The sequence below is a fragment of the Synechocystis sp. PCC 7339 genome (assembly GCF_019924095.1).
Classification (GTDB): Bacteria; Cyanobacteriota; Cyanobacteriia; order Cyanobacteriales; family Microcystaceae; genus Synechocystis.
Window position 1 is genome coordinate 942,211 of record NZ_CP063659.1, and the last position, 14,558, is coordinate 956,768.

General features: G+C 44.7%; 11 protein-coding genes. 1 reads left to right on the forward strand and 10 read right to left on the reverse strand.

The features are described 5' to 3' along the window. The first annotated feature begins 16 nt into the window (after nt 1–16). Entirely contained in the window at nt 17–475 is a 459-nt protein-coding gene (aroQ, locus tag IQE94_RS04380) for a type II 3-dehydroquinate dehydratase (RefSeq protein WP_212716397.1), read from the forward strand. Nucleotides 476–572: 97 nt separating this feature from the next. Here the strand turns inward: aroQ and IQE94_RS04385 are convergent, their stop codons facing one another. From IQE94_RS04385 to IQE94_RS04430, 10 genes are all read right to left on the reverse strand, one after another. Continuing rightward, nucleotides 573–1,241 carry a hypothetical protein gene (locus IQE94_RS04385; protein WP_223342782.1) on the reverse strand — a complete coding sequence of 223 codons (669 nt, stop codon included), beginning with the start codon at nt 1,239–1,241 and terminating at the stop codon, nt 573–575. A 71-nt stretch (nt 1,242–1,312) separates the two neighbouring features. Continuing rightward, nucleotides 1,313–2,431, reverse strand: a complete 1,119-nt coding sequence (locus IQE94_RS04390) for a response regulator (protein ID WP_212716401.1) — start codon at nt 2,429–2,431, stop codon at nt 1,313–1,315. Nucleotides 2,432–2,939: 508 nt separating this feature from the next. Continuing rightward, the gene (locus IQE94_RS04395) at nt 2,940–3,665 is read right to left on the reverse strand and encodes a response regulator transcription factor (RefSeq protein WP_212716402.1); all 726 of its coding nucleotides are present in this window, start codon (nt 3,663–3,665) and stop codon (nt 2,940–2,942) included. A gap of 57 nt (nt 3,666–3,722) precedes the next feature. Further along, a complete protein-coding gene (locus tag IQE94_RS04400) occupies nt 3,723–6,257 on the reverse strand; it encodes a PAS domain S-box protein (protein ID WP_223342783.1) in 2,535 nt (844 codons plus the stop codon). A 110-nt stretch (nt 6,258–6,367) separates the two neighbouring features. Next, nucleotides 6,368–9,634: a cobaltochelatase subunit CobN gene (gene cobN, locus IQE94_RS04405; protein ID WP_212716406.1), complete on the reverse strand. Its 3,267-nt coding sequence runs from the start codon at nt 9,632–9,634 to the stop codon at nt 6,368–6,370. 11 nt (nt 9,635–9,645) lie between these two features. Further along, the gene (locus IQE94_RS04410) at nt 9,646–10,035 is read right to left on the reverse strand and encodes a DUF5615 family PIN-like protein (RefSeq protein ID WP_223342784.1); all 390 of its coding nucleotides are present in this window, start codon (nt 10,033–10,035) and stop codon (nt 9,646–9,648) included. Continuing rightward, the gene (locus tag IQE94_RS04415) at nt 10,028–10,357 is read right to left on the reverse strand and encodes a DUF433 domain-containing protein (protein ID WP_212716410.1); all 330 of its coding nucleotides are present in this window, start codon (nt 10,355–10,357) and stop codon (nt 10,028–10,030) included. The genes IQE94_RS04410 and IQE94_RS04415 overlap by 8 nt, the downstream gene beginning before the upstream one ends. Nucleotides 10,358–10,368: 11 nt before the next feature. Next, entirely contained in the window at nt 10,369–12,342 is a 1,974-nt protein-coding gene (locus tag IQE94_RS04420; RefSeq protein WP_223342785.1) for a bifunctional aldolase/short-chain dehydrogenase, read from the reverse strand. Nucleotides 12,343–12,594: 252 nt separating this feature from the next. Continuing rightward, nucleotides 12,595–12,792, reverse strand: a complete 198-nt coding sequence (locus IQE94_RS04425) for an electron transporter (protein WP_212716414.1) — start codon at nt 12,790–12,792, stop codon at nt 12,595–12,597. A gap of 222 nt (nt 12,793–13,014) precedes the next feature. After that, nucleotides 13,015–14,553, reverse strand: coding sequence for an efflux RND transporter periplasmic adaptor subunit (locus IQE94_RS04430; RefSeq protein WP_223342786.1), 1,539 nt, complete (start codon nt 14,551–14,553; stop codon nt 13,015–13,017). Between the last annotated feature and the right edge of the window lie 5 nt (nt 14,554–14,558).

A 14,558-nucleotide genomic window follows, 5' to 3' on the forward strand; every position in this document is an offset into this window, starting at 1 on the left:
TAACTGGCTAGTTAATATGTCAACTGTGTGGAAAGTATTGGTGCTCCATGGCCCCAATTTGAGTTTATTGGGCCAGCGAGAACCAGGTATCTACGGCACCCTCACCCTAGGGGAAATTAACGATTGCCTCCGGGAAGATGGGGCAAGTTTAGGGGTAGAGGTGAGCACCTTTCAGTCCAACGGGGAAGGAGAATTAGTTAGTGCCATCCATAATGCCCTGGGTAATTACCACGGCATCGTCTTTAATGCGGCGGCCTATACCCACACCAGCATTGCTCTACGGGATGCGTTGGTGGCTGTGCAACTCCCCTGTGTGGAAGTGCATCTGAGTAATATTCATCAGCGGGAATCATTTCGGCATATTTCCCACATTGCCCCGGTGGCGATCGGGCAAATTTGCGGCTTTGGGCTAAATAGTTATCGTTTGGGATTGAGGGCTTTGGTGGATTATCTTAACGATCAGGCTGATAGTTAAAGCCAGTTTTAGTGCCTAAGATCTAATGACTCAAGCTCCGGCAGATTTAGTAAGTTTTTGTTCACGGAATGGTCGGCCAGGGATAACGAATACGCTCTTAAGATATTTGGTCTTTGACTTCAAAATTCGGACGAATACTCAAATAGGTCAAAGCGCCAAACAAGGGCACCATGGCCATCAGAGCGATAAGTAAAGAACGAGTTCCTTGCTCGCGGTGCAAATACTGGGCTAATAGCAGCGGAAAAGCCAAGGTCAAACAGAGAAAATCACTGCTCATCACGGCAATGAATTGGCTTGTTGGCAGTTGTTGCCAATAATCGCCCCAATTCCCCAGAAGCACTGCCCCGCAAACACAGGCGATCGCCAACAGGAATAAAATTCGCCCCAACCAGGGAGACTGCCAGAATTTATTCACTTTTGATGGTTCCGAGTTCGATGCCGGAGAATCGGTTTGTGCCGTGGGCGGCCAGAAAACCAAATAGGGCAGTAGGGCAAAAGCCCCAAAAAAAAATGACCCCACCACAAAGGGCCAAGCCGGAAACTTTCTCCCCTGGCGATCGCCGATTAACATGCCGGCATAGGCCATGGGCCAGATTCCCATCAGATTAAACAGAGCAATGATAACTGGATTAATGTTCTGCCACTGACCAAGGGAAAGGGCTTTGATTAGAGCCAAGGTTTTGGGATCACTGGGGGGAGCAAAACCAAAGGCAAAAATTACCAGTGCCAACCATAGGCTAGCCAATACCAAACGGTTTAAAACCACAGCAATAAACCCTAGACAAGTTTGAACTCACTCCATGGTAGGAAAATTTATCACAAACTGAGAAATTTTCCCTAGGGGCAAAGAGCCGGAGAAGAATCCAAATAGTCTTTCCTAACCTGCCGCAACTCTTGGGATAAAAACCGTTTATTGATTTGTCCAGAAGCCTTAGCTAAACGCCCTTGGATTTGCTCCATTACCCCATCATTTTGATTGAGTAAAATAATAGGAGTTTCCCTCACCGCAGAAGATTTTCGCAGCAAACGGCAGAGTTCATAGCCACTGATCTCAGGCATATCGGCATCAATGAGAATTAACTGGGGATTATGGCTAATGGCGGCTGCTAAAGCATGGCAGGGGTCGTCAATGCAAACCACTTTAAAACCTCGCTGACCCAGGGTTTCTCGCACAACCTGCTGTACAGAGGGACGATTGTTAACGGAAATTACCACCGGTAGATTGGAATCTTCGACTGAAATTTCTTGATAGGGCAACATTTTAATCTCCCCTGACTTGATCCTTGGATAAAATAACAGAGCCAACTCTAAAACACTGCTATTTGTTTTGCGGGCTAGCTCATATAGGCAAGAGAGATTTTTTAACCCCTCCAACAGATGCTCACACCACTGTTCACTGCGGCGGTAGCTCAAATCCAGCATGGTTTTTACCTCTTGCCAATCTTCCACCAAAGGGCGCTGGAAAGGCGAATTGATCTGAGGATATAATTCTCCCCAATATCTGATTTTATGTTCCACAGATTGGGTAGTTTTGGCTAATTCTAAATTAAGGAACAGATCCTTAATGCTATCATCCTGATCAAAATAACATTGAGTAACAGGAATAGCCAAAAAATGTACCAGTGCTTCCTGGGAAAACTGAGTTAAAATCGAACGGGTTTGTTGAAAGGAAATTATCTCTTGTTTCCAAAGGTCACAGATATATTTATAGTCGTCCGTGATTTGGGGGGGCAGACTAATTTTATTTTCATTCAAATAATTCCCCAGAAGATACCTAACCCTCTGCATTCCCCCCACGCCACTGTTAGCAAAATTAATTTTCCCTTTGCCAAGATAAACCTGCCAGGTGACCAATTCATCAAGGGGATTTTGTACCGTTAGTCTCCCGGTGGCCTTTTCCTTGATTAAGGTTTGCAGGAATTCACTAGGAATTTGGCGGGTGATTACGGCGGTCATGGGAAACTCCTTTGCAAGCTTTGGAGGGTAAACAAGGACAGTGTTCAGTCGATACTGTTGCCAGTGGAAGAATCAAGGCCGAGAAGTCCCCCCATTTCAACTGTTACTTTTGGTTGACATAGGAGGAAATTCTCGATTCCCCAAGCATTGCACCAAATGGTGACCATTAGGACTGACCACAGAAGGATTCAAGGAAAACGACTGGTGTTCGTTGCTAGTCAAGGTGCTAAAAGCATAGATCTCGCCAAGAACCGGTGTTCAAGGGAAACTTTCGCTATCCAAAACCGAGACCTCAAAATGTAAGTTAGGATTCAAACCTGCAAGAGCTTGCCTAAAAAATAAGCGGGCAGGATTAGGTCCAATCCTTGGCAAAGTCGGTATCCGAGCCGATGGCATCTGTCGCTGACTGATCACCAGCACAAATCTATCCTAGGAGAAACTCCTAGCCCTGTCTTGGTCGATTTTTGACAAACTAGTTGATTTTTGACATGGATTCCGTTTAAAACTACTAACGACTGCGATATTCCTTCGGGGTAATGCCCAAAAGATTACGAAAATGGTAGTTAAGCTGACTATGGGAGCTAAAACCACATCTCAAAGCAACTTCGCTAATGGGCAATTCCCTTTCTAGTAATATTATTTTGGCTCGCTCAACCCGTTGTTGAATAATGAATTGGTAGGGCGAACACCCCATTTCCTTTTGGAAAAAACGACAAAAGTAAGCTGTGCTCATGCCGATCGCCCCGGCCAGAAATTCAACGGTAATTCCTTGGTCGAGATGGTTTTGGATATAGTCCAAGGTCGGTTGCAGGCGATAATGCCCCGTTGATCCGGACAGATTGTCTTCCTCTGGCTTTTCTTGCTGTTGATGGTTGGCCATGGCGATCGCCAGTGTGGAGATCAGTTGTTGTCTTCTAAAAGGCTTGATCACGTAGCCCTGGGGATTCGTTTTCTGAGCCCGATCCAGGGTTTCTCCATCGGAAAAAGCTGTGAGATAGACAATGGGAATGGAATAGAGTGATTTAATGCGCTCAGCCACCTCTACCCCGTCAATTTCTCCCTTAATGCGAATATCTAGCAAAATTAGATCTGGATAAAATTCAGCAATTTTTTTCAGCGCCGTTGCTCCATCACTGGCGATCGCACAAACTTCATAACCATCGCTCTTTAACAACTGGGCAATGTGCTGGGCCACCAGTCGTTCATCCTCCACAATTAACACCTTGCTTCTCATAATATCAACCAAATAATTTTGATTCCTGATAGCTTTTTTAGTGATTAAGTAAGCTAACTAAATTGAAAATTGCAGGGCGAATTTAGCACCGTCGACATATTGATAATGCAATTCTCCCTGAAGTTGCTCGGTAAGACTGTAAATAAGTTGCATACCCAAGCTATCAGTATTTTCCAAGTCAATCTCCTTGGATACCCCTACTCCGTTGTCTTGTACTTGGAGGCTATAATGATTTTCCACTGAGGTAAACTGAATTGTAATTTCTCCAACTGCAGTAGGAAAAGCGTGTTTTAAAGCATTAGAAACTAATTCTTGAATAATCAACCCCAAAGGAATGGACTGTTCCAAGGGAACTTTTACTTGTTCAACCAAAAGCTTTATACTAATATTTCTCCGGTGAAACCCATAGCTTTGGCAAATGTTGTGGGTCAAATTTTTGAGATATTCATTGAAATCAATATTGGCCAAGTCTTCACTACGGTATAGCTGCTCATGGATAAGGGCCATGGATTGAATACGATTTTGATATTCTTCACTTAATTTTTGCACCATTGGGGATGCTTTGCTGAACTGTAAATAAAGCAAACTAGACATAATTTGCAAATTATTCTTAACCCGATGATGAATTTCCTTCAGTAAAACTTTTTTCTGTTGTAATTCATTGGTTAATTGAATAAAAAGATAATTTTTTGAAGCTAATTCTTGTTGAGCTTGCTCATATAAAATCGCCTGCTGAATTGCGATTTCAAACTGATTAGTTATCTGCTTAAGCAAATCGATTTCCGTTGGTTCCCAAAGTCGAGTCTGATCACATTGATGGATGCAGAGCAAACCCCACAGAACTGCGTCATTGATTAATGGTAAAACTAGGTTAGCTCTCACTTGTAAACTGGCTAAAAAATCAATGTGGCATTGCCGTAATTCAGATTGATAAATATCTTCAATGGCTTGGATTCTACCCTGTTGATATTTGTGGGCATAGTTACTACTGAAGCAAGTTTCTTCAACAGTTTGATTGAGGAGAGATTGAAATGGTGGCGATACTGATTCCGCCACAATGTCGCCAATTGCAAAATTTGTAGCTGATGCAAACTGAAAAATTACCACTCGATCCGCCCCTAAAAATTGACGAATTTCCTGTACCACTGTGTCAAAAATAGTTGGTAGGTCTAAAGATTGACGAATGCGTTGGGTAATCTGCCTTAGTAGTAACTCCCGACGTCCCTGTTCATAAAGTTTTTGCTCTTGCTTTTTACTGTCACTGATATCCTGGGCAGTACCCAAAACCTTAGTAACTTGGCCGTAGTCATCGCGGGCAAACACCACTTCTCTGGAACGTAACCACCGCCAAGATCCGTTTTTGTGCCGCATACGATATTCAGTGGTTAAAACTTGTCCATCTCCGGCCTTTTCCCAAAAGTCCTTGTTGTTATAGAGGGTTGGTAGATCCTCGGGATGGAGAATATTTAACAATAAGTCGGTGCCACCATTTTTAAATTCCTCCGGGGTGTAACCTAAGATTTCTAAAGACTGATAATTAACATAAATATTTTTCCAGGCAATGGGATCTAAAATGTACAGAATTTGGGGAGAATAATTGGCTAATTTTTCAATAAAATATTGACTTTCCCGTAGAGCATTTTCCACCTCCAATCTGGCGGTAATATCTCGCGCAATTTTGGAAGCTCCTACTATATTTCCATGTTCATCTCGAATGGGAGAAATGGTCAGGGCAACATTAATTTTACTGCCATTCTTACGCTGTCTTTGAGTTTCGTAAGTGTTAATTCTTTGGCCTTGGCGAATACATTCAGAAATAAGCTCTTCTTCTAGTATTAATCCATCAGGAATAAGCTTGCTGATATGAGCGCCAATTATTTCTTTAGCCATATATCCAAATAGTCTTTCAGCAGATTCGTTCCAACTGGTAATGATGCCATCTAGGGTTTTACTAATAATGGCATCCTGGGAAGATTCCACAATCGCAGCTAATTGCGCTAGTTGATCTTTATTTTTTTCTAGAGCTTCCTTAGCCTTGGTTTTATCCTGAATTTCTTGCTCTAATTGTTGATTTATTTTGGCTAATTGAGTGGTCCGGTCTTCTACCCTTTTTTCAAGATTATTATTTAATTCCTGTAGAGCTATTTCCGCTGTTTGTCTCTCTTTAATTTCTTGGTTAAGGACAAGATTAAGAGTGGCCAATTCTGTGGGAGATTTTAAGTCCAGGGCATTGGGTATAATTTTAATTAATTCGGAGACGGTGATGATGGAAACGATCGCCATGGAAGCTTTGACTACACCGGATACCCAATAGATGGGATACCAGAGGGTAATAATGTCAAAAAAATGACTGGTGCCACAACATAGGATAAAGGCCCCAAATAGAAAAATAATGTTAGGAAAGGGCATATCCTGTCGCTTACGCAAGAAGTACAGCAGGATGACGGGGATGGAATAGTAGGCGATCGCCGTGAAGAAATCGGCGGTGACATGGAGCCAAACCAGGGGAGTTTGCCAAAGGTAGCAATGGCCATGGGGCATATAGCCATTGGCTGAAAAAAAGTCCCCCAGGGTAAATGCGGTGATTGCCATGGACGTACCTTTGGTTAAACTGCTTGAACAGGCTAGGCTAATCAAATATTAAACAATGATGATTATTTGCAAAACTGAATAATCTACCTAATCTATATCTGTTTCGGCCTTTATTGCCTAGGGTGAATTTGACTATTTTCCAAAATTTCTTCCGCACCATGGGCGATCGCTCGTAGCTGATCTAGTAATTCGTTGTCCACATTGCGCCAAAGTTGCCGTTGATGGGCTTCCAACAACCTTTCCGCCATATCTCTTAATGCCCAAGGATTGTGTTGTTTCATGAATTTCTGCACTTTGTCATCGAGTAGGTACGCCTTGGCCACCCCATCGTACATAAAATCCTCCACACAATGGGTAGTGGCATCGTAGGCAAAGAGATAGTCTAAAGTAGCGGCCATTTCAAACACGCCCTTATAGCCATGGCGCATTACTCCCGTGATCCATTTGGGATTGATCACCCGGGAACGGTAAACCTTGGCAATTTCTTGGGTTAATGACTTCACTTTCGGCTGGGCAGGATTAGCATTATCACCAAAATAAACGGTGGGATTTTGCCCAGTTAATGACCGCACCGCCGCCGTTAATCCCCCTTGGAATTGATAATAGTCATCGGAGTCAAGTAAATCGTGTTCTCGATTGTCTTGGTTATGTAAAACAATTTGTAGATTTTTTAGGCGCTGTTCAAATACTTCCGGTTGATTGTGGCCGATGCCCCGGCGATCGTAGGCATAGCAACTCCAATTTAGGTAAGCCCTGGCTAAGTCACTATCACCTTGCCAATTTTGGGATTCAATTAATCCTTGTAAACCAGCTCCATAGGCCCCTGGTTTAGAGCCAAAAATACGATAGGTTGCTTTAGTGACGGCTTCCTCCATCGGTAAACCTAATTGTTGCCATTGTTTTGTTTCTTGCTTAACTTTTGCGGCTAAAGGATTCATCGCTTCCGGTTCATCCAATTGAGCCACAGCGGCGATCGTCTGGTGGAGAAATTCTACTAAGTTGGGGAAACTATCCCGAAAAAATCCGGAAATTCTCACAGTCACATCCACCCGGGGGCGTTTTAATATAGCAAGGGGCAAAATTTCAAAATCAATAATGCGATGAGAAGGGGCGTCCCACACTGGTTGTACTCCCAACAGGGCAAGAACCTGGGCAATGTCATCCCCTCCAGTACGCATGGTGGAAGTACCCCAAATAGAAATGGCTAAGGTTTGGGGATATTCTCCGTGGTCTTGGGTGTACTTTTCAATGAGGGTTTCAGCGGCTCGACGGCCAATATCCCAGGCCGTTTCTGTGGGAATGGCCCTAATATCCACTGAATAAAAATTCCGTCCCGTCGGTAATACATCAGGGCGACCCCGGCTAGGTGCTCCCGCTGGTCCACTGGCAATATATTCACCATTTAAACCCCGGAGTAAATTGGTGATTTCCTGGGGGGTTTCTTGCAGTAGTGGTAAAAGAATTTGCTCGATATAATCAAGACTAGATTTGGTTTTACTGTCGGGTTTATGGAAAAATAGATGGACTTTTTGATCAGCGCATACTACTTTTAGTCGACTTCCCACTAGCTCCTTGGCAATTTCTTCTAAAATTTCAATAACCTGTCCCCCTATGCGACAGGAATTAAATAATTCAATAAATTTAGTCAATCCCCATTGTTGCAACTTCACCTGCATGGTTGCTGAGAACCGCCATGGTTGCTTGGGATCATCCAAAACCGGATCAAAATCTAGTCCCAAATCAAAGGCGATCGCCTGGGTCAAACCGAGTCTTTGATAGGATGGCGATCGGGCAATGCTAATCGCTAAATCCCGTAACTGTTCCCCGTGGGGAGTTTGGCCAAGAATATGTAGGCCATCCCGAATTTGGGCTTCCTTTAGTTCACACAGGTAACTATCCGCCGAAGTCAACAGAGGTTGCAAATCCTTCAGGGCCGGAGCGGTTAAACCTAAATCCGTTTGCAAATCGCTGGTTTCCAATAATTTACGGAGGCGATCGCCAATGGTTTTCAGACGAGTTGGATCTAGGGCTTGGGCTTCATAATATTCATCAATTAAAGCCTCTAGCTTTTCCAAATCACCATACAACTCCGCCCTGGTTAAAGGAGGAGTTAAATGGTCAATAATACAAGCCTGGCTACGACGTTTAGCTTGGGTTCCTTCCCCTGGGTCATTGACAATAAAAGGATAAAAATTAGGTAAGGGCCCCAGGGCAATTTCTGAGTAGCAATGGTCAGACAAAACGACACTTTTGCCCGGTAACCATTCCAAATTACCGTGTTTACCTAAATGAATTAATGCTTGGACAGAAAACTCCTGACGTAGCCAAAGATAAAAAGCGAGGTAATGGAGAGTGGGTTCTAAATCGGGAGCATGATAATTCAAACTAGGGTCAAAATCATAGCCCCGGGCCGGTTGAATACCGACAAAAATGTTGCCCAATTGGATACCACTAATGGCAAATTGATCCGGTAAATTATCCCAACTTTCCCTAACTTGCCACCGCTCTGTCATTGCCTGTTGTACAGGCTGAGGTAAACTGTAAAAAAATTGCCATACTTTTTCTGTGGCAATGGTTTGATTAATGGCTCGATATGGGGCTAATTCCTGGTCATTAGTTACCCCTTGGGTTAATTGTGTAATTAAACTTTGGGTATCTTGAGGAATTGAGTCAAGAGTATAACCAGCATTTTTTAAAGCTTCTAAAACTTGTAAACAACTAGCGGGGGTATCCAGTCCCACGCCATTGGCTAAGCGACCATCTTTGTTAGGATAATTTGCTAAAATTAGGGCAATTTTCCGTTGGGAAATTTCAGTGTGAGCGCAGTTAATGATATTTTTAGTTAGTTCTGCTACCCATTCAACCCGATCCGGCACAGGCTCATAGATCACCACCTCCGTTTCCAGTTGGGGATGACGGTCTGCCATCGCTTTAAAAGAAATTGCCCTAGTAATAATTCTGCCGTCCACCTCCGGTAAAGCCACATTCATGGCTAAGTCTCTTGGGTTCAGCCCCCGCACTCCTTCCTGCCATTGTTGGCGATCGCCACCGCTAAGAATTACCTGTAGCACCGGGACATTTAGCTTTTGCCAGAGGGGGATGGTTTCGAGATTACCGATCTGTCTTTGTAACTTGGCGAGGGAAAAACTAGTGGTATTTAAAATAGCTCCCAAAGGCTGGTTTAAATTTTCTAAAATATCTAAAACTTCTGATTGTACGTCAGGTTCTCTTAGGGAAGAAACATAAATGGCAAGGGAATTTAAATTATGCTTTACTAAGGTCTGACAAAGAGCATCAATAGGAGTTGTGTTACCGGATAAATAATGGGAGCGGTAAAAAATAATCGCAACAGTTGCAATGGTTTTAAATTGAGACATCAGATGTATTTTTAATTATGATAATATTCTCTAACCGTAAATTGTGGTTGCTTCAATCCCAGTTGATTTTGTTTTAATATTCTGATTAAACGATTATTTAGAGTTTTTTGATTAATTAAAAAATCATGAATTATTGATGCTTGTCCAATCTGATCTTGATCCTCTTTACAAATTATTATGCCTTTGTGTCTTATTCCATTCAAATGTAATTCGATAAAATCATTTCGATTAAATGTAATTACACAACGTCCATCAGTTGTTGCATCTCTCAAAACAAATAAATCAGTAATTCTTTGGTTGGCTCTCCCTGCATCATAGGAAGTCAAAACATTGTAACCTAATTGACGTAGTTGATTAACTAAGCCCAGGGATAAGTTTTCGTTGCTATAGAATTTAATCATGATAATTTTCTTGATCTTGGTAATCAATAAGATTATCAATTTCTTGTCGATGAGATTGGTAATATTCTTTAATAGTCAACAAATCAAAGGCAGTTAATCCAGGAAAATCGGCCAGTAGCTCCAAATCCGTACCTCCTTGATTGATAAGAGAAATAATTGTCCAGACTGCAATTCGAGTATCCCGAATACAAGCTTGGCCACCGCATACCTCTGGTGTTTTTTTGATCATCTTTGCCATGAGGGTATTTTGAAATAAACTATAGTCCTCCACCGGCAATGCAATAACTGCCTCTGCCAAAGATTCTACCAATCTCCTATTCATAAAAATTCTCCCTAAATAACTCGATCATTACCGCCATCTAAAGGTAATTGAGCACCGGTAATTTTACCAAATAAAGGACTAGCCATGGCTGTTACTAATTCCGCCACATCCTGACTGGTAACCTCTACTTTTAGTAAATTATTAGCTTTATACTCTTCCACCGTTAAACCGTAATGTTGCGCCCTGGCTTCCAGCACTTCCTCCGTCCAAAAACCCGTATCAAACACCCCGTTAGGATGGATAGTATTTAAACGAATGTTATCCTTGGCCCATTCCAAGCTTGCCACCCGCATTAACTGATTTAATGCTGCTTTTGACGCTGAATAAGCCGCCAAACCTGGACCTGGTGCGGCCACATTTTTAGAACCAATTACCACCACCCGGCCGCCCCTGGGAGCTAACTTTAACAGGGGATAACATTCCCGCAGAAGGGTTAAATTGGCATCTAAATTAATGTTTAAAACCTTTTGCCATTCCAACGTGGATAATTCGGCGATCGCCCGGGCCACGGGAAAAATGCCAGCATTAAGCACCAGCATATCCAGACCACCAAATTGAGCAATGCCCTGTTCAAGAGCTTGTTTAAAAGCATTGGTATCTGTGAGGTCGCATTCAATGCCAATAAAGTCAGGACGATGATAAAGATCTTTGATACTAGGTTGAATGTCCAACGCAATCACCGCCGCCCCTTGTTTCAGTAATTGGGCCACGGAAGCTTTACCAATGCCGGAAGCTCCTCCTGTCACGAGGGCCACCTCCCCCGCAAACATGGGGGAATTGCCAGCCTGTTTTAATTTGGCCTGTTCCAAATCCCAGTATTCCACCGCAAAAATGTCTGACTCTAGTAGGGCTTGGTAGCCTCCTAACCCAGTGGCTCGCCGGATAATTGCCATGGTGTGCTGATAAATATCCCCGGCGATCGCTGCACTTTTAGCAGCAGTTCCCAAGGTAAGCATGCCCAATTTTGGATCGAGGATGATGCGGGGGGCCGGGTCGAGCATGGTTTTGGCTTTACCACTTTTACCGTCGTTACGTTGGAAATATTCCTGATACTTTTTGGCATAATCTGCCACATCTCGACCCAGTTGGGGTAAACGTTTGGTGCGGATCACGTGGTCTGGAGTGGCGGGGCCTTGCTGGCTAATGGTGGCTAAATCGGGTCTTTGTACAAAGCTTAAACTAGCTTCGTCTTGATATTGCCGCATTACTAAGGGAAAACCAGCTACTTTGCTGGCATCACAGCGTAATTGGACCAATGCCAATCTATTTTCTGTAGTTGACCTTTGCGGCTGGCCATAACTAATCTTCCATACCTCTTGGTTTTTTAGATATTCTTCTGCTTCATTTGCTAAAACAATCATGCCTTCATAGGCTTCCCGAGCGGTGGCACCAAAGGAAAAAATGCCATGGTTCATTAACACCATGCCCACTGTTCCCCCATGGGCTTCGGCGGCGAATTTTTCCGCACACACCCGGGCCAAGTCGAATCCCGGCATTACATAGGGAATAACTACCAGGCGATCGCCATAGATTTCCCAAATTCTGTCTGCTCCGTTGGCCGTATTGGTGATAGTCACCACCGCATCGGCGTGGGTATGGTCCACATATTTGAACGGCAAAATGGCGTGGAGAATGGTTTCCACCGAAGGGCTGGGGGCGCTGGCCAGGGTCATCTGGGTTTTTAATTCATTGACCATCTGGCGATCGGATAATGCCGTCAACTTAGACAGTTTCAGCAAATGGGGCATTCTCACTGGCGCAAACCCCGCTTCTTCAATGGTGGCCAAATCCCAACCACTACCCTTGACATAGAGAATGTCTTCCTTTTCACCCACCAAATTAGTGACTTGACATTTCACCGAGGTATTGCCGCCGCCATGGAGCACCAGGGAAGGCTCCCGGCCCAGCAAACGTGACGTATAAATCCGCTGGGATAAATCCCCCTGATATTGGTTTGCTTCCCGGTCATCCCATAAACTCTTCATAACGCCTCCGGTCAATTGCTGATGTTGCCACCAAGGGTATTATCCCTGCTTTCGGTCTGGGAGCATTATGACTGTTTTATCGGCAAGGCAGAAGTGTTGCATATCCAGACAAAGTAATCCCCCCATGGACGTAGAGTTAGGGGGGAAATTTCCGGATAAGTTTTCAGGGAATACTGAGTACTGAGTCGGCGGATATTAATCTAACAAAGTCTAAATCGACTCAGCTTGGCAAGAACGGCCAGAAATAAAAGCTTAGGCCAATAAACCGAGGGTTTTTCCATTGGATTTAGCCAAACGGATCAAACTTTGGCGCTGTTTGGCATCGATGCCCACCCAGTTACAAAAGTTGGTGATGGTCTGGCAGTGGAGGGCGATCGCCTTGCCACGAACCTGATTGAACTTAGCCTTGCCCAACTGTTGACGAACCAAAATAACGATGGGGGCGAACATGGCAGTGACTCCTAAATTCCTACAAACAATCAAGAAAAGTAATCATTCCTGGGGCATTGGCTCGCTCCGGGAGGAGACTTCCTTTGCCCTATGTAAATAAATGTAACAGCTTTGTAAATTTTTGTAAACCAAAGTTGACAAAAAAAATTTTGTCGTTATTGATCGCCATGAAAAAAGGAGCCTATTTGGGGCTCCCTTGGCGTTTGATGCTGTTTGGCTTGGTTAATTGCCGGATTCGGTGGAGTCTTCCGGCGGTTTAAGGGCGTCCTCGCTCCCCTCTGGCAAATCAATAAACACCCGTTCCCTGGGCTTAAGTCCCCTGAGAATTTGGGTTTTGTCGTCCAACACAAGGCCAATGGTGACGGGCTTAAACTGGGGCTTATCCTCGGCATTGGGCACCATGACCCCGGTTCTGCCCCCCACAGTCACAATAGCTACGGTGGGCACAGTCAAAGCATCGGTTAACCTATCCCCCTTGAAGACCACGTCCACGTTCATCTTGGAGCGCAGTTGTCCCTGGCCAGTGGTTAAACCAATGGTGACCTCAAAGGAAGTAACGTTATTTTCCACAATGGCTTCGGGGGCAACTCGGATTACCCGGCCCGTAAAAACTTCGTTGGGAAAGGCGTCGGCCACAATGTCCACCATTTGCCCCGGACGGAGAGCGGAAATGTCGACTTCAGGCACCCTGGCCACCACTTCTAAGCCCTGAGCTAGGGCCACAATGGAGGTAGATGTGGCAGAAGCTGTGCTGGAAGCGGAAGTGGTGGGAGTGACAAAGGAACCTACCGTGGCAAATTTTTGGGTGATGATGCCGTCAAAGGGAGCAAGGATAAATGTATCTTCGTAGGCAATTTTGCTCCGCATTAATTGGGCTTCGGCTTGGGCGGCAGCGGCCTGGAGAGTGGCTAATTCTGTTTCAGCGGTACCCTGTCTTTCCCGTAATTGGGCCATTTGGGCGGCTACTCCCTGTTCTGCTTCGGCGATCGCCCCTTGGAGTTGGATAATTTCTTGCTCAATCTGCCCCACTTCGGGGGAGGCAGTGGTTTTGGCATTATTGAGGCGACTTTGGGCTTCAAATAAATTGGCCTGGGCGTTTAAGAATTCGTTGGAAAGTTCATCATACTGGTCCTGGGTAATAGCCCCTTCCTGAAGGAGGCTTTGATTGCGATTGCGACGGTTTTCCGCCAGCTTGAGACGGGATTCCGCCGATGCCACCTGGGCCCGCAGTTGGTCGATGTTACTAGGAATGCGGGATTGGGCTTGTTCCAAACGAGCTTGGGCACTGGCTAGTTGGGATTGGGCCTGGGCAATGCGGGTACGACCTTGATTCACCTGGGCCCGCAGTTGGTCAATTTCCGCCGGAATTCTGATGCGGGCCTCTTCGTATCTGGCGATCGCCTCCTGTAAACGAGCTTCTGATTGCTTCCCGTCGGCAAAAAATTCCTGATTTTCCATCACCGCAATGCGATCGCCTTTTTTCACTACGTCCCCCTGTTCCACAAACAACCGCACCAAACGACCGGGGGCCTTGGGACTGATATTGACGGTTTGTTGGGGTTGAACGGTGCCACTAGCCTTAATTTCCACCTCCAGGGGAGACTCCGTCGCCATGACCGTGTATTGATCCAATTCTGACTGGCGGGAAGGGCCATAGGCCGAACGGTAGGCAAAAACTCCCACCACCAATATCCCTAGTCCCAATAAACTAAGCAGAACAGGTAAGGGTTTCTTCATTGATTGGACAAGGGGCATGGCCATGGGCA